Source organism: Pseudomonas sp. PvP028 (assembly GCF_017832255.1).
Lineage (GTDB): Bacteria > Pseudomonadota > Gammaproteobacteria > Pseudomonadales > Pseudomonadaceae > Aquipseudomonas > Aquipseudomonas syringae.
In genome coordinates, this window is the sequence record NZ_JAFIBL010000001.1 from 5,568,116 (window position 1) to 5,595,067 (window position 26,952).

Consider the following 26,952-nt stretch of genomic DNA (forward strand, 5'->3'; position numbering starts at 1 on the left):
TACGCCTACTGCGTTTCAGCTTCAGGATAACTGTACTCAAACACCCGAACCACTTCCGAGGCGTGCCATGAGGCTGCCGCGACGCCGTCCGAAGGTCCGGTGAAGCGGCCCAGCCGTTCAGCGCACTCGAAAAAACCGGGACGTGGCAGGCGGCTTGCGCCCTGGCTGATGACCAGCGAACTGCGCAAGGGCTGTTCAGCGCGGGCATCCATGGCGGCGAGGTGCTCAAGGGCGGCGGTCAGGGTCTGCATGGCCGGGCTGGGCAGTTGCAGGCGTTCCACCAGAGCGCGATAGGTCAGCAGATGCCGTTGGCGACGGGCCAGATCGAGCTCATTGAGCAGCCCATCCCAATGCTGACGACTGATGCGCACGCTCACGACTCACCTCGCCAGCCCGACACCCCAAGCTCCCACGCCAGGCTGCGCTTGATGGCACCGTCCGGCTCACGAGTACCGTTCTCGATCAGCTCCAGGTAGGACGGGCTGATGCCGACGGTACGCGCCAGGCTCGCCGCTTCAAGGCCTTTGGCCTCGCGCAGGGCACGCAATTCATCGAAGCCGGGAAGCTCACTGGCGGTTGTGCCGGAAGTCGATGCAGCCGGCTCGCTGGAAGGCTTGCCGGCCAGTCCGGCAGCCTTGAGCAGGGCTTGATACTGCGCCCAGGGCAGCACTGCGTATTCAGGCTCCCCGTCACGGGATATCACTTGAAGATCCATAGAGTCACCTTGTACTACACGACTGCAGACTGATCAGGCTTGATCCATAGGCAGGCATCTTAACAGCGGAACGCCAGGGCTTGTGTTCAATCCGTGAGACTTACACCTTGCCTCGCTCTTGCTCCAGCAGTGCCTGAGTCTTCGGCAGTTGCTCGACCACGATGAGTTTCTCGGGCGATTGCTGCGCGCGCCATGCACGAAAGGCGTCCAGTTCATTGCTCAGGTGCTTGGTAACCCACGCCAGCACGGCGATGTCATCGAGCATGCCGAGGCCGGGTATCCAGTCGGGGATCGCATCCAGCGGGCTGAGGAAGTACATCAGGCCGGCGACGATGGACAGGATCGCTTTAGGGCTGATGGCGCGGTATTCGCCCCGCCAGTAAGCCAGGCACAAGGCCTGTAGCAAACGCAGGTCTTCCTTGAGTTTGCCCAGACGACTGCCTTCACTGTTGCCTTTGCGCGCGACAGCGAACAGCAATCCTGGCAATCGTCCAGCGGCCAGCAGACGCCGGGCTCCGGGCAGATAACGGATAAAGTTCCACGGTGCTTTCATACCCACTCCCGTTCAGCAAAATGTCGTTCGGTAAAGCAGATTCGCTGAACCTGCCTGGCCAGCGCCATAAGGTTATCCACAATAATTGTGGATAACCTTGTGAACAGTGGCTTTTTTCCAGCCTCAACACCCCGTTTTCGGGGGACCATAGTCAGATCGGGCGTTTTTTACTCACAAAAAAACTACAAACGTGTGAACCCGCCACCCTCGATGAAACGAGTGCCTTGATCTTGCCGGACTGTCGGACAATGCTTTTGCATGCATCCATGATAGTGGGACTGCCCGAATGGCCAAGCGTTCGGGAAATAAGCCGGACACAAAAACGCCCTGTCGAGACAGGGCGTTTTCTGTAGCCAGGTGGTGCGTTACTTCTTGGCCGGAGCCGAAGCGGCAGGAGCTGCCTCTTCTTCGTCGGCATCAGCACCAGGCGTTGGTGCCGCTGCAGGGTCCTTGATACCCAGCAGTTCAAGATCGAACACCAGTACCGAGTTGGCCGGGATCGCCGGGCTCGGGCTCTGTGCGCCGTAAGCGAGATCACTCGGGATGAAGAGTTTGATCTTCTCGCCGACGTGCATCAGTTGCAGACCTTCGACCCAACCCGGAATCACACCGCCAACAGGCAGGTCGATCGGGCTGCCGCGCTCAACGGAACTGTCGAAGACCTTGCCGTCGATCAGCTTGCCTTCGTAGTGAACAGTCACAACATCGGTAGGCTTGGGCTGAGCGCCATCGGCTTTCTTGATGATCTGATACTGCAGGCCGGAAGCGGTGGTGACCACGCCGTCCTTTTTACCGTTCTCTTCGAGGAATTTCTTGCCAGCGGCAGAAGCTTCTTCGCTCATCTTCGCCAGACGCTCTTCGGAACGCTTTTGCAGCGCGGAGAAAGCTTCAACCAGCTCTTCGTCCTTGAGTTTCTGATCTTTCTTGCCAACCGCGTCTTCGATACCCAGGGCCACAGCCTTGGAATCCAGATCATCCATACCTTCCTGAGCCAGGCTTTTGCCCATGTTCAGACCGATGCCATAAGACGCTTTTTGTGCTGGGGTTTTCAGCTCTACGGTGCTGGCTTGCTTGTCACAACCTGCGAGTACCAGACCGACCAGGGCAATCGCCGCTGCCAACCGATGCTGTTTCATGCTAATTCCTTGTTCATGCGCCAAAAGGGCAAACGAGTAAAGCCGCGAGCTTATCAGGCCGCCGCGATCAATGGCTACCGGCATGAGAGGCAGAAAACGCCGATAAGTTCAGGTATCCAAAGGTTTTCCCGGATCTGTACCGCATTGTTCAGTTGCAGTTCAGTTTGTGATTCGCACAGGCAAGGCGCTGGCTCGCTGCACAGGGCTCAGGCTACGGGACTGATCACACCGGCATCCGGCCAGCGCACACTGGTCTGTAGCACGCGCAGAAGCCCGGCCCGCGCCACCCGACGGACAAAATCCTGCACGCTGAGGGTACCGGCTTCGAGTTGCGCCTGAATGGACTCGGCCCCGGAGTACACGCGCGATACGCTTTGCAACAGTTGAAACTCCTCGGCGGACTGGCTGGGGGTGTAACAGAGCAGCGCGCCGTCGGCTGCCGAGAAATAGACGGCGGACATCTCGAAACCATAGCGAATTGGCAAGCCTTTGCGGCGCTGTGCCGGTTTGTGCCGATAGCTGAACATCCGGTGCAGGTCATCCGGCTCGAAGAAATCGTTCATCACTTCACGCCCACCCTCGACGGCCAGATTGGCTGAACAGAAATACATACCGTCCACACGATAGCCGTCAGGCAATGCAGGCCGGTAATACGCATCGGGATGGAACGCCGAACACGGCGCATACACTGGCATGCCGTCATCGAGAATCGGCTCGGCAATCAGATAGGCTCGCTCGACCGGATTGAACAGAAGAAAACCGATGATCTGCGAATGAATACGACTGCCGATACGGCCATGTGCGTAACGTGCAGCCTCATCGGCGCTGTCGAACGGCGCGCTGAGACTCAGGGGTCGGGGTGGCCATTGCGCGTCGCAGCTTGCAGGCGATTTGGCGGGAGGTGTACGAGCGGCAGCGTCGTCCGGGTAAGGCTGCCAGTCGGCCGGCACTTTGCCTGACCGCCCCCACAGTCGGCTGGGCACTATCACATGCAGATCCCCGGCTCCGGCCAACAGGCGGACCACATCACTGGGCATCATGCTGAGGTTCTGCAACGCCTTGTGGATCTGGCTGAGTTCACACAAGTGCGGCATGCTCCGCGGACCAGAAACGCGCGCAAACAAAGCGTCTTCGGCAGCAGAGCGGGACAGCGTGTATTTGATCAGGGAGCCGTCAGGCCCGGAAAGATAGGTCGCCGCACACACCTCCTGATCGTCGATCACCGCGTAAATGTCGCCGACTGAAAAACTGTTCGGGTAAGTGACCTTTTCACTGTCCGGCCACTCGTCCAGCCCGGCCGGCAGTGACGGGTGAGAATGGTAGACCGCATAGTCCTCATACCCTTGCGGGTAGAGCACATAACCTTCCTGCTCGTTGCGCGGGAAAACCTCGTTGGGATCGAAGCTGAACTGGCTGCCGTTCATGGGCTCGGTCGCAATGTACTTGCCATCCTTGCGAACCAGGATGAAACCGCCGTATTCGCGATCACGCCGGTCGCCGATCCGCTCATGGGCATAACGCGCGGCATCGTCAGGATGATCGAACGGCGCGCTGAGCGTCGGCATGTCGGGGTGCTGATCGATGGATCGTTTGTAGAGTCTTTTTCTGGGGTACATCCGGGGCTCCTTGAAAGCCTGACTGATTGAGTCATGAGCTTAAGGAAACCCCAAACGGCAAGTGACATAGATGAATATGACCTTACGTAGGTCTGCCGGCGCCGGACAACATGAAATTAAAGATAATTTTTAAGCATTTCGGGATGTGCTTCGATCCGCGGCGTGGGCGAGTCTGCCCAGCCCCTGCGTCGACCATCGCGACTGGCGATCAGGGCTCATGCAGTTTGTCGTGTTCAGGAACGTTTTATGCAATCGACCACTCGTTTTCGTTCAAAGCGCACGACAGCCCGCCAGTTGGCAAGCTTGGCCGTGATCGCCGCAGCAGCCATGTTGCCGGTCAGCGCAGCCTATGCCGCCAAGAAACCGCCTCTGGTTGTCACTGAGGGCATCAAGGCCTACCGCCTGTGCACAGGCTCCGACAAGCTTTCACACGTCATCGAAGGCTCGATCGATCAACAGGCCATGACCGATGTCAGCGCCCTGCACTTCAAGGAGACCCCGGCGCACTCGACCTTTGACTGGCACCCGGCACCCGAAGAGCAGTACGTGATCACCCTGTCCGGCACGCTGGAATTTTCCACCACTGGCGGCGAAAACTTTGTTCTGCACCCCGGGGAAGTATTGCTGGCGCAGGACACCACAGGCCCCGGCCATCGCTGGAAGCTGATCGACGATCAGCTTTGGCGACGTGCGTACGTCATCACCAAGCCAGGCGACAAGGGCGCGTTCGTGCCGAAGGACGGAGCGTCTGCGAAGGGCTGCTGATGCAGTGATGCAGCCGCCTTCATCGACCTTGATTACATCGACGCATCAACCGCTGGCTCGGAAATTTCGATCAGGTTCAGATCCGGATCACGCACATATACCGACCAGATCGGCCCGGTAGCACCGGTGCGCTCGACTGGACCTTCGACGATCGGCCAGTCCTGCTCCTGCAGGTGCACAATCACCTGCTCGAGCGGGATGGTGGCGATGAAACACAGATCCAGCGCACCCGGCACTGGCAAATGAGCCTTGGGCTCGAATTCCTTGCCGCGTTCATGGACGTTGATTTTCTGATTGCCGAAGCGGAATGCCAGACGTCCCTGACGAAAGCGTTCAGGGGTCATACCCAGGACGCGTACGTAAAAGTCCTTGCAGGCGTCGATATCGGCAGTGGTCAGTACCAGGTGGTCCAGATGATCAATCACGGGATCAGCTCCGTTTGGAATAGAGTTCTGTTTACGACAACGGCCACGTTTCGGATCAGATAATGCCAAGCCGACGCCACTCGGCACGTGTGCCAGCATCGATACCATGGGCTTCAAGCACGGCATCGGTGTGTTGGCCGAGTGTCGGCGCAGACGATCGTACCTGACCCGGCGTGTCTTGAAGTTTAGGCACAATCCCCGGAAGGGTGACGGGTGTTCCGTCGTCCAGCGTGCCCTGCAACAGCATGTCTCGCGCCTGATAATGCGGGTCACTGGCGATGTCGGCAGCGTCGTAGATCTTGCCTGCCGGGATACGTGCTTCGTTGAGCGCCGCAAGGACTTCGTCCATCGAGCGCTCGGCGGTCCAGGTCGAAATGGCCGCATCGATGCGCGCCACATGCCGGACCCGCCCGTCGTTGTGCTGAAGCTCGGGGTCGCTGGACAGATCCATGCGACCGATCTTTTCCATCAGGCGCCGGAAGATACTGTCGCCATTGCCCGCGATCAGCGCGTACTTGCCGTCATTGCAGCGGTAGGCATTGCTAGGAGCGATGCCAGGCAGACTGCTGCCAGCCGGCTCGCGGACAGTGTCGAACACCGAATACTCGGGAATCAGGCTTTCCATCATGTTGAACACTGACTCGTACAACGCGACATCTATTTGCTGCCCCTCGCCGCCATTCTGCTCACGGTGACGAAGCGCCAGTAGAACGCCGATCACACCGTGCAACGCAGACAGCGAATCGCCAATCGATACGCCGACACGCACTGGCGTGCGCCCTGCCTCGCCCGACAGATGACGCAAACCGCCCATGGCCTCGCCGATCACGCCAAACCCCGGCCGGTCGCGATACGGCCCGGTCTGCCCGTAGCCAGAGACACGCAGCATGATCAGTTTCGGATTGAGGGCGTGCAGCGCTTCCCAGCTCAACCCCCAGCCTTCAAGCGTGCCGGGGCGAAAGTTCTCGACCAGTACATCGGCATCCCGGATCAACCGTCGTGCCATTTCCTGCGCTTGAGGCTGGCGCAGATCAAGGGTCACCGACTGTTTGTTGCGGGACTGCACCGCCCACCAGACGGACGTGCCGTTATGTAGCAAACGCCATTTGCGCAGGGGATCCCCGGTCAGCGGTGGCTCGACCTTGATGACCTCGGCACCGAACTCGGCGAGGATCTTCGCCGCGAACGGACCGGCAATGAGCTGACCCAGCTCCACCACCTTGATGCCCTGAAGAGGTAGGCTCATGACACGTCCTTTCTTGTTTGGGAGGTGGAGGAATGATCTGCGCAAATGCGCTGGATGGAAAGCCGGACGGTGCGCTGCCAGACCAGACCGCCGTAAAAACCCCGCACCAGGCGGGGTTCATTGAATCAATTGCTGCAGGCTAACTGGAAACTCATCGAGGAATCACCCGAGGCCCCCCGTTTACCGACCATAAGCCCCAATACATTGACCTGCTCCGTATTTGCCGCGCCGCCCAACTTGGCGTGCCCATAGAACAGCCGTTCATGATCACTGGTATCAATGGAAGACACCGAGCAGAAACCTGGAGAGTTCTTAAACTGTCCTTCCTTGAAGAACACTTTATAGGTTGCGAAGTAGTCTTTCTGGCTGCTGTAACTTACAGACTTGATCCAAGGGGACGACTGAGCAACAACATTACCGTGCTGGTCGATGGTCGCGGTGTGCAGCACTGGCTTGGCCAGCGCGCTCGCAGACAGGATCAAGGCCGTAGTGCCTATAAACAGTTTAAAACGATTTTTCATAGTCATCCCTTTACTCACTGAAGTGTCAGACCGCCTCGATTCTGCGGTCGGTCTGGATTAATTATTTGGGGTCATCAAGAGAACTTCTGATGACTGAATACCCCATCAACCCATTCAGCTAATACCAGCAAAGAGAATAAATCAAGCGTTCACCAAGGCTAACTAACAGGCCTGGTTTAAACTTCAACAATTAAGGATGTTACTGACATCCGCGCAGAATAATTCTTACAAAACTTCAATAGAACTGCAGCGGGGCATTGCACGTTGCACGTTGCACGAGGGGGGCGGGATTTCCAGACGACAGAAAGCAAAAAGCCCGCACTAGGCGGGCTTTCTGTTTGCTTCAAGGAGTTCAAGGGCCTTGAAGCGGAATATGGCGCAGCGGACGGGACTCGAACCCGCGACCCCCGGCGTGACAGGCCGGTATTCTAACCGACTGAACTACCGCTGCGCGTAACACTAAAAGCGAGTTTGGTGGGTGATGACGGGATCGAACCGCCGACCCGCTGCTTGTAAGGCAGCTGCTCTCCCAGCTGAGCTAATCACCCTTCACTCTCGGTGTGGCGCGCATTCTACGGAGCGACCTGTACTCTGGCAAGCACTTTTTTAAATAATTTTTATAATCCTTCCAAAGGCTTACAAACGCTCTGTACAGGGTTGGCCCCAGCGGCTGAGGAGCGAATAATGCCCGCCTTTGTATAGAAAGAGAGATTCACCTCATGTGGTTCAAAAACCTGCTTGTCTATCGCCTGACCCAGGACGTGCCTTTTGATGCCGAAGCGCTGGAGACAGCACTGGCGACCAAGCCGGCGCGCGCCTGCGCCAGCCAGGAGGTAGCCACCTATGGTTTCGTCGCTCCTTTCGGCAAGGGCGAAGACGCTCCATTGGTACACATCAGTCAGGACTTCATGCTGATCGCTGCACGCAAGGAAGAACGCATTCTGCCGGGCAGCGTCGTGCGTGACGCGCTCAAGGAAAAGGTCGACGAGATTGAAGCCGAGCAGATGCGCAAGGTCTACAAGAAGGAACGCGATCAGCTCAAGGATGAAATCATCCAGGCCTTCCTGCCGCGCGCCTTTATCCGCCGCTCCGCCACCTTCGCCGCCATCGCGCCGAAACAGGGCCTGATCCTGGTCAATGCCTCCAGCCCGAAACGCGCCGAGGACCTGTTGTCCACCCTGCGCGAGGTCATCGGCTCGCTGCCGGTACGTCCGCTGACGGTCAAGGTTTCACCGAGTGCGACCATGACCGACTGGGTCAAGACCCAGAAAGCAGCCGACAACTTCTTCGTGCTGGACGAGTGCGAGCTGCGCGACACCCATGAAGACGGCGGCATCGTGCGCTGCAAGCGTCAGGACCTGACCGGCGACGAAATCCAGCTGCACCTGAGCACAGGCAAGGTCGTGACCCAGCTGTCGCTGGCCTGGCAGGACAAGCTGTCGTTCGTGCTGGACGATAAGCTGGTGGTGAAGCGTCTGAAGTTCGAGGACCTGCTGCAGGATCAGGCCGAACAGGACGGTGGTGACGAAGCGTTGGGGCAACTGGACGCCAGCTTCACGCTGATGATGCTGACCTTCGGCGAGTTTCTGCCGGAGCTGTTCGAGGCATTGGGCGGCGAAGAGATTCCGCAAGGCATCTGATACGCGCTTTTGCAACACTGCCGCTCGAAACACCGCGCCGTCTCGTCAGACGGCGCATTCATTTCATCCCGGTTATTCAACCAGAAGGAACAGGCCATGCGTGCGTTGGCAGCCTTGAGTCGTTTTGTCGGCAACACGTTTGCCTACTGGGTGTTGTTGTTCGCCATTCTGGCGTTCCTTTTTCCGCAGGCATTCATTGGCCTTAAGAGCTGGATCGTGCCGCTACTCGGGCTGGTCATGTTCGGCATGGGCCTGACCCTGAAACTCGACGATTTTTCCGAAGTGGCGCGTAACCCGTGGCGAGTGGCGCTGGGTGTGATTGCGCACTTCGTGATCATGCCCGGTGTGGCCTGGTTGCTGTGTCAGGTGTTTCAACTGCCGCCGGAGATCGCCGTGGGCGTGATTCTGGTCGGCTGCTGTCCGAGCGGCACTTCATCCAACGTCATGGCCTGGCTGGCAAAGGGTGATCTGGCGCTGGCGGTGGCGATCGCTGCGGTCACTACCCTGCTCGCCCCGCTGCTGACCCCGACCTTGATCTGGTTCCTCGCTTCGGCGTGGCTGCCGGTGTCTTTCCTCGATATGTTCTGGTCGATCCTGCAACTGGTCATGCTGCCGATTGTGTTGGGCGTGGTTGCCCAGCGTCTGTTGGGCGCGCGGGTCAGCTATGCGGTAGACGTGCTGCCGCTGGTGTCGGTGGTCAGTATTGTGATGATCGTCTGTGCTGTGGTCGCGGCCAGTCAGGCGAAAATCGCTGAATCCGGCCTGCTGATCATGGCGGTGGTGATTCTGCATAACACGTTCGGTTTTCTGTTGGGTTATTTCACTGGCAAGGTTTTCAAGCTGCCATTAGCACAACGCAAGTCGCTGGCGCTGGAGGTCGGTATGCAGAACTCGGGGCTGGGCGCTGCGCTGGCCAGTGCGCATTTCTCGCCGCTGGCGGCGGTGCCAAGTGCGCTGTTCAGTGTCTGGCACAATATTTCCGGGGCGTTGCTGTCGACCTATTTCAGGAAGATGCCGGAGGAAGAGAATACGTCCGCTCGTTGATGCCAGTTGACTGTCGTCCCCACGCCCCAGTGAACTGACCCCAAAAAGTTGGACGGTTGACTATCGTTCCCATGCTCCGCGTGGGAATGCAGTTCGTGACGCTCTGCGTCACACGGCGGTTCTGCGAGATCAGGTGGATTGGGGTTCCAGCTCAGGTCACCTTTGGCCATCGTGCCAACACGAGTGATTGGCACGTCAGTCGTACGCAGCGTAAACGCTACTGCACTTTCCCTCTCAGCGCTTTCACTTCTTCGCGCACGTCCACGGGGGTTGCCACGTCGGCGGCAATGGGCGAACCGGCCACCAGCACGACGCGAGACCAGAGTCGGCGAAACAGGGTCTTGCTCGGGTCGCGGCTGAAGAAGCTGCCCCACAGGCCTTGCAGTGCCAGTGGAATGACCGGTACCGGGGTTTCCTGGATGATGCGGCTCATGCCGTTCTTGAAGCCATTGATTTCGCCGTCGGTGGTCAGTTTGCCTTCCGGGAAGATGCACACCAGTTCGCCTTCCGCGAGGTACTGGGCGATGCGCTTGAACGATTTCTCGTAGATGTCCATGTCTTCGTTACGCCCGGCAATGGGGATGGTCCCGGCCGTGCGAAAGATGAAGTTGAGCACGGGCAGCTGGTAGATCTTGTAGTACATGACAAAGCGGATCGGGCGCCTCACTGCACCGGCAATCAGCAATGCATCGACAAAGGACACATGGTTGCAGACCAGCAGCGCCGCGCCTTCGTCCGGGATCCGATCCAGATTGCGGTGTTCGACGCGGTACATGGAATGGCCAAGCAGCCAGATCATGAAGCGCATGGTGAACTCGGGGACGATCTTGAAGATGTAGATGTTGACCGCGATGTTCATCACCGACACGGCCAGAAACAGCTGCGGAATCGACAGTTTGGCAACGCTCAGCAGCAGGATCGAGACAATCGCCGAGACCACCATGAACAGCGCGTTGAGAATGTTGTTGGCGGCGATGACGCGCGAGCGCTCTTTCAGCGGCGTGCGCGACTGGATCAAGGCGTACAGCGGCACGATGTAAAAGCCACCGAATACGCCGATACCCAGAATATCGAACAGCACCAGCCAGCCCTGCCCTGAGGACAGCACCGCCAGCCAGTCGTTGGCCTGCACGTTCTGCGGGAAACCGCCCGAATGCCACCACAGCAGCAGGCCAAAAATCGTCAGGCCCATCGAGCCGAACGGCACCAGCCCGATCTCGACCTTATGCCCGGACAAGCGCTCGCAGAGTAACGAGCCCAGCGCGATGCCGATGGAGAATACGGCCAGAATCAGCGTAACGACCGTTTCGTCGCCGTACATCCATTCCTTGGCATAGGCCGGGATCTGCGTCAGGTAGATAGCGCCCACGAACCAGAACCACGAGTTACCGACAATCGAGCGCGAAACCGCGGGCGTCTGCCCCAGCCCCATGCGCAAGGTCGCCCATGACTGGGTAAAGATGTTCCAGTTGAGCTTCATCTCCGGCGAGGCAGCATCGGCGCGCGGGATACCGAAGCTGGCCAGGAACCCCAGGCAGGCGACCAGCACGATGGCAGCCGCCACCACCCAGGCATAGTGCGAAGAAGACATCATCACACCCGCGCTGATGGTGCCGGCCAGAATCGCCAGAAAAGTGCCCATCTCGACCAGCGCGTTGCCACCGACCAGTTCGCTCTCGCGCAGGTGCTGGGGCAGGATCGAATACTTGACCGGCCCGAACAGCGCCGAATGCGTACCCATGGCGAACAGCGCGGCCAGCATCAACTCCAGATGATTGAACAGAAAGCCTGCGGCGCCGACCACCATGATGACAATCTCGCCGAACTTGATGATCCGGATCAACTTGTCCTTGGGGTACTTCTCACCGAACTGCCCGGCCAGCGCCGAGAACAGAAAGAACGGCAGGATGAACAGCAAGGCGCATAGGTTGACGTAGATCGAGCGATCCCCGTCGATGCTCAGCTTGTAAAGGATGGCAAGGATCAATGACTGCTTGAAGATGTTGTCATTGAATGCCCCGAGGGACTGCGTGATGAAAAACGGCAGGAAACGGCGTTTCCCGAGCAGGCTGAATTGTGACTGTTGGCTCATCGTCCGTGGTCCTGAGAGGCTGGGGAGAACTGACGCAGCGGCCAATCCGAGGCACATTGAAGACGTAACGCCGCCGAATGTCGATAGGACATTTTCTTTTACAAAACCTGTGTCGCTATTTTTATCACTTCGGGCTTGGCCGGGACCGCTGCGACACCGCGCCACGCTCGACCTTGGTCGACAAAGACGAAGCGCGGCCATCGTGCGAGACTGCGCGTTATCGATACAGTGTGGAATTTGATATGTCGCTGTCCAGCGGGCTGATTGCGGCCGTTGCTCTTACCTATATGGCCATCATGTTCGCCATCGCCTTCTACGGCGACCGCTACAGCGCGTCGCTGCGCCCGACCATGCGTGCCTGGGTCTACAGCCTGTCGCTGGCGGTGTACTGCACCAGTTGGACATTTTTCGGCGCAGTGGGTCAGGCCGCCGAGCAGTTGTGGTCGTTTCTGCCGATTTATCTGGGGCCCATCGTGCTGATGGTACTGGCACCCTGGGTGCTGCAAAAAATGGTGCTGATCAGCAAGCAGGAAAACATCACCTCGATAGCCGACTTCATCGCGGCTCGCTATGGCAAGTCCCAGTCCCTGGCGGTGATGGTGGCGCTGATCTGCCTGATCGGCATGCTGCCGTACATCGCGTTGCAGCTCAAAGGCATCGTGCTGGGGGTGAATATCCTGATCGGTGCCGTGGCTGACTCCACCGGCACCCGCGCGCAGGACACCGCGCTGGTGGTGTCGCTGATTCTCGCGCTGTTCACCATCGTCTTCGGCGCACGCAATCTGGATGTCACCGAACACCATCGCGGCATGGTGCTGGCCATTGCTTTCGAGGCGCTGGTCAAGCTGTTTGCGTTCATGGCGGTCGGCGTATTCGTCACGTTCGGCCTGTATGACGGATTCGACGACCTGTTCAATCAGGCCAAACTCGCGCCACGTCTCGAGGAATACTGGAAAGACACGATCAACTGGCCGTCGATGTTCGTGCAGACCGGCGTGGCGATGATGGCGATTGTCTGCCTGCCCCGCCAGTTCCACGTGACGGTGGTCGAGAACATTGAGCCTCAAGACCTGAATCTCGCCAAATGGGTGTTCCCGGCCTATCTGGCGCTGGCTGCACTGTTCGTGGTGCCGATTGCACTGGCCGGACAAATGCTCCTGCCGGGCTCCATGCTGCCCGACTCGTTCGTGATCAGCCTGCCGCTGGCTCACGCTCACCCTTCACTCGCGCTGCTGGCCTTCATTGGCGGAGCATCGGCGGCAACCGGCATGGTGATCGTCGCCTGCGTAGCGCTGTCGACGATGATTTCCAACGACATGCTGCTGCCGTGGCTGTTAAGACGCAAAAACACCGAACGGCCGTTCGAAGCGTTTCGTCACTGGATGCTTTCCGTCAGACGCATCAGCATCGTGATGATTCTTCTGCTGGCCTACGTCAGCTACCGGATGCTCGGGTCGACGGCCAGTCTGGCGACCATCGGCCAGATCGCCTTTGCCGCGATCACCCAGCTGGCTCCCGCCATGTTCGGTGCGTTGTACTGGAAGCAGGCCAATCGGCGTGGTGTATTTGCAGGCCTGGCGGCCGGTATCTTCATTTGGTTCTACACCCTCGTGCTGCCGGTGGCGGCGCATGGCATGGGCTGGTCTTTGAGCACTTTCCCACTGCTCTCCTGGCTGCACAGCAACCCGTTCGACCTGCCTATCTCGCCGATGACCCAGGGCGTGGTGCTGTCGATGGCCGGCAACTGCACGTTGTTCGCCTGGGTGTCGATGCTGTCGCGCACGCGAGTGGCCGAGCACTGGCAGGCGGGTCGTTTCATCGGCCAGGAAACCCAGGGACGCGACTTCAGCCGCCCGCTGCTTGCGGTACAGATCGAGGACCTGCTCAGCCTATCGGCACGCTTCGTCGGTGAGGACCGCGCGCGGCAGAGTTTCATCCGCTTCGCCCAACGACAGGGCAAGGGTTTCAACCCCAGCCTGAATGCCGACGGAGAATGGATCGCGCATACCGAGCGACTGCTGGCCGGCGTGCTCGGCACCTCTTCGACCCGCGCGGTGGTCAAGGCTGCTATCGAAGGTCGCGACATGCAGCTGGAAGACGTCGTACGCATCGCCGACGAAGCCTCCGAAGTACTGCAGTTCAACCGCGCGCTGCTGCAGGGTGCTATCGAAAACATTACCCAGGGCATCAGCGTGGTCGACCAGTCCTTGCGTCTAGTCGCCTGGAATCGTCGCTACCTTGAGCTGTTCAATTACCCTGAAGGCCTGATTGGCGTCGGCCGGCCGATTGCCGACATCATCCGTTACAACGCCGAGCGCGGACTCTGCGGACCGGGCGAGGCAGAAGTTCACGTTGCGCGGCGTCTGCACTGGATGCGCCAGGGCCGCGCTCACACCTCGGAGCGGTTGTTTCCCAATGGCCAGGTGATCGAACTGATTGGCAACCCGATGCCGGGCGGCGGCTTCGTCATGAGTTTCACCGACATCACCGAGTTCCGCGCCGCCGAGCACGCCCTCAAAGGCGTCAATGAAAGCCTTGAGCAGCGGGTAGCCGCACGTACTCACGAATTGTCCCGGCTCAACCAGGCGCTGACCGAAGCCAAGGGTACCGCTGAAGCTGCCAACGAATCGAAAACCCGCTTCCTGGCCGCGGTGAGTCATGACCTGATGCAGCCGTTGAACGCTGCACGGCTGTTCTCCGCTGCGCTGTCACATCAGCAGGAAGGGATTTCCAGCGACGCTCAGCAACTGGTTCGGCACCTGGACAGCTCGCTGCGCTCTGCCGAAGACCTGATCAGCGACCTGCTGGATATTTCCCGCATCGAAAACGGCAAGATCACCCCGGACCGCCAGCCGTTTCCGCTCAGCGCGCTGTTTGACACCCTCGGTGCCGAATTCAAGGCGCTGGCTCAGGAGCAGGGCCTGAGTTTTCGTGTGAGGGGCAGTTCACTGCGCGTCGACAGCGATATCAAGCTGTTGCGCCGGGTGCTGCAGAACTTTTTGACCAACGCGTTCCGCTATGCCAAAGGCCCCATTCTGCTGGGTGTCAGGCGCTACGGTGAGAGCCTGAGTCTGGAAGTCTGGGACCGGGGGCCGGGCATTCCCGAAGACAAGCGCAAGGTGATCTTCGAAGAATTCAAACGCCTCGACAGCCACAAGACTCATGCGGCCAAGGGGCTGGGTCTGGGGCTGGCGATTGCCGATGGTTTGTGCCGCATTCTCGAGCATCCTTTGCAGGTACGCTCCTGGACCGGCAAAGGCAGCGTGTTCAGCGTACGGGTGCCGCTGGCCGCGCCCCAGGCGGCACTCCCCGCAACACTGCCTGAGGTCAGCCGCCCCGCACTGAACGGTACGCAGGTACTGTGTGTCGACAACGAAGACAGCATCCTGATCGGTATGCACAGCCTGCTGTCACGCTGGGGCTGTCAGGTCTGGACCGCGCGCAATCGACAGGAATGCGAAGCGCTGCTGAACAATGGCGTCCGGCCGCAGATTGCCCTGGTGGATTACCATCTTGATGAAGGCGAAACCGGTACTGAACTCATGGCCTGGCTGCGTACCAGACTGGGTCAACCGGTGCCGGGCGTGCTTATCAGTGCCGATGGGCGTGCGGAGTTGATCGCTCAGGTGCACGCGGCGGGGCTCGATTACCTGCCCAAGCCGGTCAAGCCTGCAGCGCTGCGCGCACTGTTGAGCCGGCATGTGAGTCTGGACGGGTAACGGAATGCCGATTGTTCGCAGAGGCCACGAACAACCGGATCAGGGGAAAACCGGAAACACTGTCGCTTAACCAAACAACCAGTAGCCCAGCAGCGTCAGTACCGCCACGGCCAGAACAGGGCGCAATATGCGATAAGCCTTGGGGTTGGCGCGCTTGAACTGCTTGACCTTGCCACTGAAGCCATCACTGAAACGCTTGCTGAACGCATACGCCTGGTTGATTCCGCCGACGCGCTCGTCGTCGAGATTCTGCGGAGCGGTGGCGCGACCCAGAAACGCGCTGACACTGCGGTTCATACGGGTCATGAAGCGGTTGGTCAGTGGACGCTCAATGTCACAGAACAGGATCACACGGGTCTGGTCGGTCTCGTTCTTGACCCAGTGAACATAGGTCTCATCGAACATGACGTCCTGACCGTCACGCCATGCGTATTCCTTGCCATCGACGAAGATCCGGCAATCATCGGAGTTGGGTGTCGACAGGCCCAGGTGATAACGCAGCGAACCGGCAAACGGATCGCGGTGCGGATTGAGGTGACTGCCACCCGGCAACAGCGCGAACATCGCGCCCTTGACGTTGGGAATGCTGTTGACCAGTTCGACGGTTTTCGGGCACAGCGCCTCGGCAGACGGCAGGGCCTTGTCGTACCACTTCAGGTAAAAGCGCTTCCAGCCCTTCTTGAAGAACGAGCCAAAACCGGCGTCGTTGTTTTTCTCCGCCGCACGAATATAGCCTTCGTCGAACAGGTGCATGGCTTCGTCGCGAATGGTTTCCCAGTTGTCCTTGAGGATGTCCAGTTCAGGGAACTTGCTGCGGTCCAGATACGGCTCGGACGGCACGCGGGAAAACAGATACATCAGTGCGTTGTACGGTGCGAACAATGCCGAATGGTTGACGAACTGCCGCAACAGGGGCAATCGGGCACGACCGCGCAAATGAACGTACAGCGTGCTGCCCAGAAACAGCATCAGGATCGATGCCTTGGCAACAAATGAAAGGGTCATGAAGCTCTCCTTGAAGCGGACAGATAACGCCAAACGTCACGCGGGCAGTGCTGATGCATGATTCTGAATAATGACTGGAGCGCCGGGCGGACAGCGCTGATCGTCCGGCGAGTCGTAAGCTGGCCATCATAAACCCTTGCGTTGCCCGCATGAAGTGCGCACTTGCGAAGATGTGTTACTGGGAAAGCTCCTGATCGGTAAACAGATCGCTGAACAGCATGCTCGACAGGTAACGTTCGCCGGAGTCTGGCAGGACCACAACGATCGTCTTGCCTTGCATCTCTGGCTTTTCAGCCAGACAGACGGCGGCTGCCATTGCCGCGCCGCACGAAATACCGCACAGAATGCCCTCCTCCTGCATCAGACGCCGCGCCATGGCCTTGGACTCTTCATCGGTGACACGCTCTACCCGGTCGACAATCGACAGGTCGAGGTTTTTCGGGATGAAGCCGGCGCCGATGCCCTGAATCTTGTGCGGGCTGGGGGTGATCGTTTCACCGGCCATCGCCTGGGTGATGATCGGCGAACCGTCCGGCTCGACGGCGACCGACAGGATCGGTTTGCCTTCGGTGTGCTTGATATACCGGGAGATACCGGTGATAGTCCCGCCAGTCCCTACGCCTGCCACCAAGACGTCGATGGCACCGTCGGTGTCTGCCCAGATTTCCGGGCCAGTGGTTTTTTCATGGATGGCCGGGTTGGCCGGGTTCTCGAACTGCGCTGGCATGAAATAGTGCTCGGGGTTACCTGCCAGCAGCTCTTCGGCCTTGGCAATCGCACCTTTCATCCCCTTGGCCGCTTCGGTCAGCACCAGTTCTGCGCCCAGGGCCTTGAGTACCTTGCGACGTTCTATGCTCATGGAAGCAGGCATGGTGAGCATCAGCTTGTAGCCACGGGCAGCGGCAACGAAGGCCAGACCGATGCCGGTGTTGCCCGAGGTTGGCTCGACGATGGTCATGCCCGGCTTGAGCCTGCCGCTGCTTTCGGCGTCCCAGATCATGTTGGCGCCGATACGGCATTTGACGGAATAACCCGGATTACGCCCTTCGATCTTGGCCAGAATGGTGACACCGCGTGGCGCGATACGATTGATCTGCACCAGCGGCGTATTACCGATGGAATGGGCGTTATCAGCGTAGATACGGCTCATGAGGGTGTCCTTGTGCACATCGGTTAAAGACCCAAAGCCTATGCCGCCAACTGTGGGGCGTCCAGTCTGACCGAACGGATGACGGCGCGAGCAGTCAATCCATCATTGAAACAGGAGACTCATGTCATGAAACGTCGCTACAGCTGGCCGCTATGGACCCTGGCCGCTCTGATAGTCCTGCTGGTCGCTGTCAATATCGCCTTGCCCTATCTGGTGCGTGACTATCTGAACGACAAACTGGCCGACATGGGTGATTACCGAGGCGAGATTACCGATGTGGACCTGGCACTGTGGCGAGGCGCGTACCGGATCAAGGGGCTGAAGATCGTCAAGACCGACGGCAAGGTCCCGGTGCCCTTCTTCGATGCACCGATGATCGAACTGGCAGTCAGCTGGCATTCACTCTGGTATGACCATGCGGTGGTCGCGAAAGCCCTGTTCACCGATCCGCAAATCAACTTCGTGGACGGCGGCAGCAAGCAGGACTCGCAGACCGGTCAGGGCACTGACTGGCGTACCCAGATGAACAAGCTGCTGCCTATCACCCTCAACGAATTGCGCATCGACAACGGACGTATCACGTTCAATAACTTCAACTCCAAGCCCAAGGTAAAAATCGAGGCGGACCAGGTCAATGCCAGCATCTACAACCTGACCAACGTGGTCGACGTGGAAGGCAATCGCGATGCCGAGTTCAAGGGCAAGGCGCGTCTGCTGGGCCACGCCGATCTGGAAAGCTCAGCCAGATTCGACCCGTTCAGCAACTTTGAAGACTTCGACTTCAAACTGCGCGCCACCGGCATCCAGCTCAAGAAACTCAACGATTTCTCGTCGGCCTACGGCAAGTTCGATTTCAACGCTGGCGATGGCGACGTGGTGATTGAAGCGCAGGCCGATAAAGGCCAGCTCAAGGGCTACATAAAACCGCTGCTGCGCAACGTGGACGTGTTCAACTGGCATCAGGATGTGGAAAACAAGGACAAGGGTGTTTTCCGATCTATCTGGGAAGCGCTGGTCGGCACCAGCGAAACCGTATTGAAAAACCAGCGGGAAAACCAGTTCGCCACACGCGTCGACCTCAGCGGCAGTGTCCATCAGCAGGACATCAGCGGCTTCCAGGCGTTTCTGCAGATCCTGCGCAATGCTTTCGTGCAGGCATTCAATGCGCGCTATGAGAGCAGCAAGGGTTCCTAGCGTGCTTTTTTGTCTTTGCCGTAGACGCCCCGCTCTTCGGCGGCCTGTGCCTGTTGCTGCAAAGCATCCCAGCCCAGGCAAGCCAGCGCCAGGGTGCGTGGTGTCGGCTCGCGGGAGTTGCTGTAGCGGGTGATGCTGCGCGGGCTCACACCCAATGCTATTGCGGCCTGAGCCAGGGGCAAACCCGTGCGGGCCCGCCACCCGATGAAAATACGCGTGTTTTCATCGGTGGCCGCTTGAGCCTGAGCGTCAAGGTACAAGGTATCGGCACCGATCTGGATATCCGGCTCCGGCCATTCAACCGTCCAGCCATCATCGCCCACCTGGGCCTGGGCAAAGGCATCGGCAGCGATCAAAGGCCGTAACCCAGGAAAAGTCTGCACATCCGCGCTCATGTCGAGCACGAATTGCTGATCGTCGATGAACGTCAAGGCTAGTCGATATCCGGACTGGGCCTGAACCTCCTTGAGCCGTGGGCGTTTCATGGATGCCATCGTTTCCATTCCTCCATCAGTTCGTTACGGTGAGTTCGTATCCATTCAAGAGCTTCCCTTAACACAACAGCCGGTGCGGTTCCGCGCATGGGCTCTACAAGCTCAAGGCAAATCAGCACGTCCAGCCCTCCACCGGTCAGGTGAACATGCGGCGGCAGGTGGTCTTTTTCTCTCAGCTGAATCCTGTATTTATCCCTGAATCTGTATTTGGTCGACATGGCACGCATGGTATCGCCAAATTAGCCATACCAGAAGCAGCGTTACAATTTACACCCGGTCACAGCGTGACGCGCCATTCAAGAACTGAATGAGGCGTCTTCGTTCACAGCACTCGGGCAGCCACGTTATAGTCAGGGCATTGCTTGCCCCTCTTACGGCGTGCGTGCCGACCGGTTACGCGCGCCCACGCGAAAAGGATGGATCAATGAAGTTCGAAGGTACGCCGGCCTACGTTGCCACCGACGATCTCAAGCTGGCGGTCAACGCGGCCATCACGCTGGAACGTCCACTGCTGGTCAAGGGCGAGCCCGGCACTGGTAAGACCATGCTCGCCGAGCAACTGGCCGAGTCCTTCGGCGCGAAACTGATTACCTGGCATATCAAGTCCACGACCAAGGCCCATCAGGGTCTGTACGAGTACGATGCGGTGAGTCGTCTGCGCGACTCGCAACTGGGCGTCGACAAGGTCCACGACGTACGCAACTACCTGAAAAAGGGCAAGCTCTGGGAAGCCTTCGAGTCCGAGGAGCGTGTGATTCTGCTGATCGACGAAATCGACAAGGCCGATATCGAGTTCCCCAACGACCTGTTGCAGGAACTTGACAAGATGGAGTTCTACGTTTACGAGATCGATGAAACCATCAAGGCCAAAAAGCGACCGATCATCATCATTACCTCCAACAACGAGAAAGAGCTGCCGGATGCCTTTCTGCGTCGCTGCTTCTTTCACTACATTGCCTTTCCGGATCGGGCCACGCTGCAACGCATCGTCGATGTGCATTACCCGGACATCAAGAAAGAACTGGTGAGCGAAGCGCTGGACGTATTCTTCGACGTGCGCAAAGTGCCTGGGCTGAAGAAGAAGCCCTCCACTTCCGAGCTGGTCGACTGGCTGAAGCTGCTGATGGCCGACAACATCGGTGAAGCCGTGCTGCGCGAACGCGACCCGACCAAGGCGATTCCGCCACTGGCCGGCGCGCTGGTCAAGAACGAGCAGGACGTGCACTTACTGGAACGTCTGGCGTTCATGAGCCGTCGCGGCAACCGCTGATCGTGTCTATCCAACCTGCCATGTAAAAGGGCGACAGCCATGCTGCTCAACCTGTTCAACGAAATGCGCGCGGCCAAAGTGCCGGTGTCTCTGCGTGAACTGCTGGACCTGATCAATGCGCTGAAACAGCGGGTCGTCTTCGCCGACATCGATGAGTTCTACTTTCTGGCGCGCACGATTCTGGTCAAGGACGAGCGCCATTTCGACAAGTTCGACCGGGCCTTCGGCGCATATTTCAATGGCCTGGAAAATCTCGACGAGCATTTGCAGGCGTTGATCCCGGAAGACTGGCTGCGCAAAGAGTTCGAGCGTTCGCTGACGGACGAGGAACGCGCGCAGATTCAGTCGCTGGGCGGCCTCGACAAACTGATCGAGGAGTTCAAGAAACGCCTGGAAGAACAGAAGGAACGCCATGCCGGTGGCAACAAATGGATCGGCACCGGTGGCACCAGCCCGTTCGGTTCGGGTGGCTATAACCCGGAGGGCATCCGCGTCGGCGATGCAGGCGAGCGCAAAGGCAAGGCCGTCAAAGTCTGGGACCAGCGCGAATATAAAAACCTGGACGATCAGGTTGAACTGGGGACACGCAATATCAAGGTGGCCCTGCGTCGCCTGCGCAAGTTCGCTCGTCAGGGTGCTGCGGATGAATTGGACATCGACAGCACCATCGATCACACCGCACGCGATGCGGGCCTGCTGAACATTCAGATGCGCCCGGAGCGGCGCAACACCATCAAGTTATTGCTGTTGTTCGACATCGGCGGCTCGATGGATTCGCACATCAAGGTCTGTGAAGAGCTGTTCTCCGCGTGCAAGACCGAGTTCAAGCATATGGAGTATTTCTACTTCCATAACTTCATCTATGAATCGGTGTGGAAGAACAATCAGCGCAGAAGCTCGGAGCGGACTGCCACCCAGGACCTATTGCACAAGTATGGCGAGGACTACAAAGTGATTTTCATTGGCGACGCCTCAATGGCGCCCTATGAAATCACCCAGCCCGGCGGCAGTGTCGAACACTGGAATGAAGAGGCGGGCTATGTATGGATGCAGCGCTTCATGGCCAAATTCAAGAAGATCATCTGGATCAACCCCTACCCGAAAGATGCCTGGGACTACACCACCTCGACGCATATCGTGCGTGATTTGATCGAGGGGCAGATGTATCCACTAACCCTTAGCGGTCTGGAAGAAGGCATGCGTTACCTGGCGAAATGAAATAAGGCTGCTGCCAATGCTGTACAAGCCGGTCATCGACCGGCCGGTACCACCCGACCAGCAGCATGATCATTTTGAACACCCGAACTACGCTGACAGTTCCACACAACCAATCAGACGCAAAAGTGCTGATTGAGTAGGTCGTTTTGCAGTTACTCCATCGTTTTGCCTGAGCAGCCGTCGCGACGTCGCGGGTTACTTATGAACGAAACGCTCGGGATCATGCAGCCTTACTTTTTCCCCTACATCGGTTACTTCCAGCTCATTGCGGCGGTCCAGCGCGGGCTGGTCTTCGACATCGTCAAATACAAACGCAAAAGCTGGATGAACCGCAATCGGGTACTGGGCAGCAAAGGCGACTGGCAATACATCAATGTTCCGGTCTGTGTCAGCGAGGGCGCACTGATCAAGGACGCGACCATCATCGACCTTGCCTGTGCCCACCGACGAATCACGAATCAGCTCGAACACTATCGAAGCAAGGCACCCTACTTTCGGGAAACCTTGCAGGTGGTCGAACAGACATTCGGCACACCTGCCACCCACCTGTGTGAACTCAACACACGCGCGCTGAAAGTGGTCTGCGAGTATTTAGGCATGAGCTTTAACTGGGAAAGCTGTGCAGCGATGAACCTTGATCTGCCGCCCATTGAATATGCGGGCCAATGGGCGCTGGAAATAAGCACCGTGCTGAAAGCGCGCCAGTACATCAATGCCACAGGTGGACGCGAAATCTTCATACCCGGCGAGTGGCAGGAAAGAGGCATAGAACTGAGGTTTCTCGAGCCCGCTTCATTCAGTTATTCGACGGGACCTATGAATTTCGTCGAAAACCTTTCAATCATCGACGTGCTGATGTGGAACGCACCTGAAACAGTACTCACCTATCTACGCAATGAAACACGGGCAGTCATATGAACTGCCCACCAATGTTTCGCTACGCCCCGACCCAGAGTCAATTCCAGTCGCGTTCGAGCTGAGGCTTGCGTCGTCCGCCGTGGACCACCCAGCCAAGCAACAGCACGAAGCTTTCGATCACCAGCGCCAGCAGCAATGCGCTGATGATGCCCCAGGCAATCACTTCCGGGGCCAGCAGAACTTGCCACGTATAACCATTGAAGGTCTCGCGACGGATATCCGGATCGGAAGAGGTAGCCACGAAGATGGCTTTGGAATACCAAGGTCCCTGAAGCCCGAGCCACTGACGCTCAAGGATGTGCGTGCGGTTCATCAGGGTGTCGATGGTGTCCGCATCACTGCGAAAAACCGGGTCTTCACTGCTGCGATAGTGCTGGATCAGCGCCTGGATATCGCCCTTGAAGAACTGCTGTGCGGTGGCGGTATAGCCCTTCACGGCTTGCTGCGCCTCGATCAGATGCGCTTCGACACGCTTGCTGTAATCACTGATGAAGCCGGGGATCTGTACCCCGAACAGCAGGCCCATGGTGAACAGGACCAATCGCAGATAACTTCGCAGCATTAATATCCCTCTTCTTTTTTATCCATTAAGCCGATGTGATGGTGTCTTACGACCTGGCCGTCTCGGTGACGGCGTCGACCGAACCTTGCGCCACGCTCTCGCCCTTGCGCCACAGGCTCCACTGGCCCGGTTCATAGCGGTTCCAGTTTTCGTTCTCGGTCAAGGGTTCGGTCGCGATGACCGTGACCACGTCGTGCGGTGTGGTTTCAGCCTGAAAATCGACAATCACGTCGACATCTTTCAACCTTGCCGGACCAAACGGAGCTCGGCGGGTGATCTGAACCAGTTTGGTACTGCAAAAGCAAAACAGCCAGTCACCGTCGCTCAACAGGCAGTTGAACACGCCCTTACTGCGGTATTCGGCACACGCCTGGATCAACGTGGGCAGCAATTCCTCGACGTCGACGGGCTCGGGAAACGCTTCGCGGACGCGATTGAGCAAGTCGCAGAATGCCGCTTCGCTGTCGGTATCGCCCACCGGCCGGTAGAAAGTAACGCCCGGGGTGAAATCCGCCAATTGGCCGTTATGGGCAAAGCACCAGTTACGGCCCCAGAGCTCACGCACGAAAGGATGGGTATTGGACAGGCAGACCTTGCCGACGTTGGCCTGACGAATATGGCCGATCACGACTTCGCTCTTGATGGGATAACGCTGCACCAGTTGGGCGACTTCCGATTCACTGCTGGCTGCCGGGTCCTGAAACAGGCGCAGGCCACGGCCCTCGTAGAAGGCAATGCCCCAGCCATCGCGATGCGGACCGGTGCGGCCGCCACGCTGCATCAGCCCGGTAAAGCTGAAGACTATGTCGGTCGGGACATTGGCGCTCATGCCCAGTAGTTCACACATGCTCAGGTTCTCGCTTCAAGACGTTTTGCAGCAGGTCATGCGCCGCAGGTCGCGGCGCTTACCAACGAAGCGGGATCTACAAACGCGGCTCGACCCGCGCAGCCCTGGTCGGCGCAAGAGGCGCAGCGTTCTTGCGAGCGTAGTGATCGTCTTCGGCGAAAGGTTCGTCAGCAGGGTCTGTTTCGACGGGCTGGGCCGCAGGCTTGGGCTGGCGAGCCTTGCGGCTGCGTTCGATCGGCCAACGGATCAGCACGAACAGCAGATACGCAGCGAAGGCGAACATGCCATACATGGCCAGGTCCGACACGGCGGTCCAGACGTTGCTGCCGACCTTGAACATCAGGTCAAGCGCGGTGATCGCCACGGCTGGCGCCATCGCATCCTTGGCAGGGTCGACCATGGTCGGCGTAAACAGCAGCACCGCGACCGCCACCAGCAAAGGCTCCTTGAGATACCGCCACATCCAGCGGGTCATCAGAAACCATACCAGCAGGCAACCCAACGCGGCGAAGGCGTAGACGCTCCAGGCGATCAGATAGTCGTTTTCGGTCATGACGTCCGTGGTAAGCCAGGTAAAGAGGCGCTTATGATAACGGCTTTTGCCTGACGCGGCTTGCCTCGCTTCAGTATTCGGTTCAGCGTGTACCGATATTTTCCTGATTGATGCCTTAACAGAGAGCCCAGCATGTCCTTCTCGAATGCAACCTCCAGCGCCCCGATCGCTCGCAAGGCCGACGGTCCCGACCCTTATGCCTGGCTGCAGAACCGCGACACCGACGAAGTGCTCGACTACCTCAACGCCGAAAACGCCTGGCAGGAGCAGCAACTGGCAGAGCAGGCCGGGTTGCGCGAAAGCCTGTTCGAGGAAATCAAGGGCCGCATCCTCGAAACCGACCTGTCGCTGCCCTCCCCCTGGGGCCCGTACCTTTATTACACCCGCACCACACAAGGCGACGAATACGCCCGTCACTACCGCTGCCCGCGCCCGGCCGACGACAGCAACACGGTGGATGAAAGCGCCGAGGAATTGTTGCTCGACCCTAACGAGATGGCCGATGGCGGCTTTTTCTCGCTGGGTGCATTCAGCATCAGCCCTGACCACCAGCGTCTGGCCTACAGCCTGGACACCAGTGGCGACGAGGTGTACGAGCTTTACGTCAAGGAACTGAGCACCGGTCAGATCAGCAGCCTGCCCTTCGAAAACTGCGACGGCAGCATGACCTGGGCCAACGACAGCCAGACCCTGTTTTTCGGCGAGCTGGACGAAACCCATCGCCCGGGCAAGCTACATCGCCATACCCTGGGCACGGCATCGGCCGAGCAGGTGTTCGATGAGCCGGACGGCCGCTTCTTCCTGCACTGTTTCCGCAGCAGTTCCGAGCGCCAACTGATCATTTTGCTCAACAGCAAAACCACCAGCGAAGCTTGGGTGCTGGACGCCGATCATCCGCAACAGGCCTTCACCTGCCTCGCACCGCGCAGCGAAGGTCACGAATACTACCCGGACCACGGACTGCTCGATGGCGTCTGGACCTGGTTCATCCGCAGCAATCAGAGCGGCATCAACTTCGCGCTGTATCAAGCAGCGCAACACGCCAGTGGCGTACCGGTGCGCGAGGACTGGCAGACGCTGGTCGCGCACGACGACAAGGTCATGCTCGAAGGCGTCAGCCTCAACGCCAAAGGCATCAGCCTGAGCCTGCGCGAGGGCGGCCTGCCGATCATCGAAGTACGTCCTCAGGCGCTGCCGACCTATCGCGTGCAGCTGCCTGATGCCGCGTACAGCCTGTACGTGCAGGACACGCTGGAATTCGACAGCGACAAAATTCGCCTGCGCTACCAGTCGTTGAACCGGCCAGCCCAGGTCCGTCAACTGACCCTGGCCAGCGGCGAGCAGGTGGTGCTCAAGGAAACCCCGGTACTGGGCATCTTCGACGCCGATGCCTACGTCAGCCAGCGTTTGTGGGCCACGGCCAGCGATGGCACCCAAGTGCCGATCAGCCTGGTGGTCAAGCGCGAACTGGCCGGACAGGCCACCCCGCTGTATCTGTACGGCTACGGCGCCTATGGCGAGAGCCTCGACCCGTGGTTTTCCCACGCCCGTCTGAGCCTGCTCGACCGTGGCGTAGCGTTCGCCATTGCCCATGTGCGCGGCGGCGGCGAGCTGGGCGAGGCCTGGTATCGCAACGGCAAGCAGGAACACAAACAGAACACCTTCGGCGATTTCATTGCCTGCGCCGAACACCTTGTCGCCCAGGGTCTGACCAGCGCTGAACAGCTGGTGATCAGCGGTGGCAGCGCCGGTGGCCTGCTGATCGGTGCAGTGCTCAACCAGCGGCCCGAGCTGTTCAAGGCAGCGATTGCCGAAGTGCCGTTCGTCGACGTGCTGAACACCATGCTCGACCCGGACCTGCCGCTGACCGTCACCGAATACGACGAATGGGGCAACCCGCAGGAGCCCGAGGTCTACGCGCGCATCAAGGCTTACGCACCCTACGAAAACGTCACGGCCCAGGCCTACCCGGCCATGCTGGTCATCGCCGGTTACAACGACAGCCGCGTGCAGTATTGGGAAGCCGCCAAATGGGTCGCGAAGTTGCGCGCCACCAAGACCGACGACAATCCGTTGCTGCTCAAGACCGAACTGGGTGCCGGGCACGGTGGCATGAGCGGTCGCTATCAGGGCTTGCGTGATGTGGCGCTGGAGTACGCGTTTATCTTCAAGGTATTGCAGATCGCTGAATGAACTTGGTGTGAAACACCTGTCTTACTAGGACCGGGGGCAGCGGAGTTGCCCCTTTGTCAGGATTACCAGACCTCAC

Annotated in this window: 25 protein-coding genes and 2 tRNA genes; 9 read left to right on the forward strand and 18 right to left on the reverse strand. The window is 58.8% G+C overall.

What is annotated here, in order from left to right; translation table 11 throughout:
* Positions 1-5: 5 nt before the first annotated feature.
* From JOE34_RS23655 to JOE34_RS23675, 5 genes are all read right to left on the reverse strand, one after another.
* Positions 6-377 (reverse strand): hypothetical protein, encoded by a 372-nt coding sequence (locus tag JOE34_RS23655; RefSeq protein WP_024648617.1) that lies wholly within the window; start codon positions 375-377, stop codon positions 6-8.
* Positions 374-715 carry a helix-turn-helix transcriptional regulator gene (locus JOE34_RS23660; protein WP_024959867.1) on the reverse strand — a complete coding sequence of 114 codons (342 nt, stop codon included), beginning with the start codon at positions 713-715 and terminating at the stop codon, positions 374-376. Before JOE34_RS23660 ends, JOE34_RS23655 begins: the two co-directional genes overlap by 4 nt.
* Before the next feature lie 100 nt (positions 716-815).
* Positions 816-1,268: a YkvA family protein gene (locus JOE34_RS23665; protein WP_003317434.1), complete on the reverse strand. Its 453-nt coding sequence runs from the start codon at positions 1,266-1,268 to the stop codon at positions 816-818.
* 365 nt (positions 1,269-1,633) lie between these two features.
* On the reverse strand, positions 1,634-2,404 hold the full coding sequence (locus JOE34_RS23670) for an FKBP-type peptidyl-prolyl cis-trans isomerase (protein WP_003346532.1): 771 nt from the start codon (positions 2,402-2,404) through the stop codon (positions 1,634-1,636).
* 206 nt (positions 2,405-2,610) lie between these two features.
* Positions 2,611-4,020 (reverse strand): DUF4329 domain-containing protein, encoded by a 1,410-nt coding sequence (locus JOE34_RS23675; protein WP_046266662.1) that lies wholly within the window; start codon positions 4,018-4,020, stop codon positions 2,611-2,613.
* 246 nt (positions 4,021-4,266) lie between these two features.
* Here JOE34_RS23675 and JOE34_RS23680 point away from each other — a divergent pair, with 246 nt between their 5' ends.
* Positions 4,267-4,785 carry a hypothetical protein gene (locus JOE34_RS23680; protein WP_046266661.1) on the forward strand — a complete coding sequence of 173 codons (519 nt, stop codon included), beginning with the start codon at positions 4,267-4,269 and terminating at the stop codon, positions 4,783-4,785.
* 32 nt (positions 4,786-4,817) lie between these two features.
* Here the strand turns inward: JOE34_RS23680 and JOE34_RS23685 are convergent, their stop codons facing one another.
* The 5 genes from JOE34_RS23685 to JOE34_RS23705 all read right to left on the reverse strand — a co-directional run bounded on the left by JOE34_RS23685 (position 4,818) and on the right by JOE34_RS23705 (position 7,525).
* Positions 4,818-5,210, reverse strand: a complete 393-nt coding sequence (locus JOE34_RS23685) for a VOC family protein (RefSeq protein WP_046266660.1) — start codon at positions 5,208-5,210, stop codon at positions 4,818-4,820.
* A 55-nt stretch (positions 5,211-5,265) separates the two neighbouring features.
* Positions 5,266-6,456, reverse strand: a complete 1,191-nt coding sequence (locus JOE34_RS23690) for a CoA transferase (protein WP_046266659.1) — start codon at positions 6,454-6,456, stop codon at positions 5,266-5,268.
* A 125-nt stretch (positions 6,457-6,581) separates the two neighbouring features.
* Entirely contained in the window at positions 6,582-6,977 is a 396-nt protein-coding gene (locus tag JOE34_RS23695) for a hypothetical protein (RefSeq protein ID WP_209996729.1), read from the reverse strand.
* 374 nt (positions 6,978-7,351) lie between these two features.
* Positions 7,352-7,428: transfer RNA gene (locus JOE34_RS23700), tRNA-Asp, on the reverse strand.
* Positions 7,429-7,449: 21 nt separating this feature from the next.
* Positions 7,450-7,525: transfer RNA gene (locus tag JOE34_RS23705), tRNA-Val, on the reverse strand.
* A gap of 171 nt (positions 7,526-7,696) precedes the next feature.
* Here JOE34_RS23705 and rdgC point away from each other — a divergent pair.
* The gene (rdgC, locus tag JOE34_RS23710) at positions 7,697-8,617 is read left to right on the forward strand and encodes a recombination-associated protein RdgC (protein ID WP_003317427.1); all 921 of its coding nucleotides are present in this window, start codon (positions 7,697-7,699) and stop codon (positions 8,615-8,617) included.
* A 96-nt stretch (positions 8,618-8,713) separates the two neighbouring features.
* Positions 8,714-9,661 (forward strand): bile acid:sodium symporter family protein, encoded by a 948-nt coding sequence (locus JOE34_RS23715; protein ID WP_003345603.1) that lies wholly within the window; start codon positions 8,714-8,716, stop codon positions 9,659-9,661.
* Between the two features lie 217 nt (positions 9,662-9,878).
* Here the strand turns inward: JOE34_RS23715 and JOE34_RS23720 are convergent, their stop codons facing one another.
* A complete protein-coding gene (locus JOE34_RS23720) occupies positions 9,879-11,753 on the reverse strand; it encodes an MFS transporter (RefSeq protein ID WP_003415632.1) in 1,875 nt (624 codons plus the stop codon).
* Positions 11,754-11,995: 242 nt separating this feature from the next.
* Here JOE34_RS23720 and JOE34_RS23725 point away from each other — a divergent pair, with 242 nt between their 5' ends.
* Complete coding sequence (locus tag JOE34_RS23725) at positions 11,996-15,472, forward strand: PAS domain-containing hybrid sensor histidine kinase/response regulator (RefSeq protein WP_032658544.1); 3,477 nt, start codon at positions 11,996-11,998, stop codon at positions 15,470-15,472.
* Between the two features lie 66 nt (positions 15,473-15,538).
* On the opposite strand, the gene JOE34_RS23730 is transcribed toward JOE34_RS23725, so the two are convergent.
* Together JOE34_RS23730 and cysK are read right to left on the reverse strand one after the other, a co-directional pair.
* Positions 15,539-16,477, reverse strand: a complete 939-nt coding sequence (locus JOE34_RS23730) for an aspartyl/asparaginyl beta-hydroxylase domain-containing protein (protein ID WP_003317423.1) — start codon at positions 16,475-16,477, stop codon at positions 15,539-15,541.
* 175 nt (positions 16,478-16,652) lie between these two features.
* Positions 16,653-17,627, reverse strand: a complete 975-nt coding sequence (cysK, locus tag JOE34_RS23735; protein ID WP_209996731.1) for a cysteine synthase A — start codon at positions 17,625-17,627, stop codon at positions 16,653-16,655.
* 126 nt (positions 17,628-17,753) lie between these two features.
* Here cysK and JOE34_RS23740 point away from each other — a divergent pair, with 126 nt between their 5' ends.
* Positions 17,754-18,821 carry a DUF748 domain-containing protein gene (locus JOE34_RS23740; RefSeq protein WP_024683812.1) on the forward strand — a complete coding sequence of 356 codons (1,068 nt, stop codon included), beginning with the start codon at positions 17,754-17,756 and terminating at the stop codon, positions 18,819-18,821.
* On the opposite strand, the gene JOE34_RS23745 is transcribed toward JOE34_RS23740, so the two are convergent.
* Complete coding sequence (locus JOE34_RS23745; protein ID WP_032658565.1) at positions 18,818-19,306, reverse strand: DUF2442 domain-containing protein; 489 nt, start codon at positions 19,304-19,306, stop codon at positions 18,818-18,820. The genes JOE34_RS23740 and JOE34_RS23745 overlap by 4 nt on opposite strands.
* Positions 19,303-19,533 (reverse strand): DUF4160 domain-containing protein, encoded by a 231-nt coding sequence (locus JOE34_RS23750; protein ID WP_074952281.1) that lies wholly within the window; start codon positions 19,531-19,533, stop codon positions 19,303-19,305. Before JOE34_RS23750 ends, JOE34_RS23745 begins: the two co-directional genes overlap by 4 nt.
* Positions 19,534-19,739: 206 nt before the next feature.
* Here JOE34_RS23750 and JOE34_RS23755 point away from each other — a divergent pair, with 206 nt between their 5' ends.
* The 3 genes from JOE34_RS23755 to JOE34_RS23765 all read left to right on the forward strand — a co-directional run bounded on the left by JOE34_RS23755 (position 19,740) and on the right by JOE34_RS23765 (position 22,721).
* Positions 19,740-20,585: a MoxR family ATPase gene (locus tag JOE34_RS23755; RefSeq protein ID WP_024664563.1), complete on the forward strand. Its 846-nt coding sequence runs from the start codon at positions 19,740-19,742 to the stop codon at positions 20,583-20,585.
* A gap of 39 nt (positions 20,586-20,624) precedes the next feature.
* Complete coding sequence (locus JOE34_RS23760; RefSeq protein ID WP_003317418.1) at positions 20,625-21,803, forward strand: VWA domain-containing protein; 1,179 nt, start codon at positions 20,625-20,627, stop codon at positions 21,801-21,803.
* A gap of 201 nt (positions 21,804-22,004) precedes the next feature.
* Positions 22,005-22,721: a WbqC family protein gene (locus tag JOE34_RS23765; RefSeq protein WP_032658539.1), complete on the forward strand. Its 717-nt coding sequence runs from the start codon at positions 22,005-22,007 to the stop codon at positions 22,719-22,721.
* A 37-nt stretch (positions 22,722-22,758) separates the two neighbouring features.
* Here the strand turns inward: JOE34_RS23765 and JOE34_RS23770 are convergent, their stop codons facing one another.
* From JOE34_RS23770 to JOE34_RS23780, 3 genes are all read right to left on the reverse strand, one after another.
* Positions 22,759-23,283 carry a DUF2937 family protein gene (locus JOE34_RS23770; protein WP_003390926.1) on the reverse strand — a complete coding sequence of 175 codons (525 nt, stop codon included), beginning with the start codon at positions 23,281-23,283 and terminating at the stop codon, positions 22,759-22,761.
* Between the two features lie 46 nt (positions 23,284-23,329).
* Positions 23,330-24,130 carry a class II glutamine amidotransferase gene (locus JOE34_RS23775; RefSeq protein ID WP_024683809.1) on the reverse strand — a complete coding sequence of 267 codons (801 nt, stop codon included), beginning with the start codon at positions 24,128-24,130 and terminating at the stop codon, positions 23,330-23,332.
* A gap of 76 nt (positions 24,131-24,206) precedes the next feature.
* Positions 24,207-24,683 carry a hypothetical protein gene (locus tag JOE34_RS23780; RefSeq protein WP_010420532.1) on the reverse strand — a complete coding sequence of 159 codons (477 nt, stop codon included), beginning with the start codon at positions 24,681-24,683 and terminating at the stop codon, positions 24,207-24,209.
* 132 nt (positions 24,684-24,815) lie between these two features.
* Between JOE34_RS23780 and JOE34_RS23785 the strand changes: the two genes are divergently transcribed.
* Complete coding sequence (locus tag JOE34_RS23785) at positions 24,816-26,876, forward strand: S9 family peptidase (RefSeq protein WP_209996733.1); 2,061 nt, start codon at positions 24,816-24,818, stop codon at positions 26,874-26,876.
* Positions 26,877-26,952: the final 76 nt, after the last annotated feature.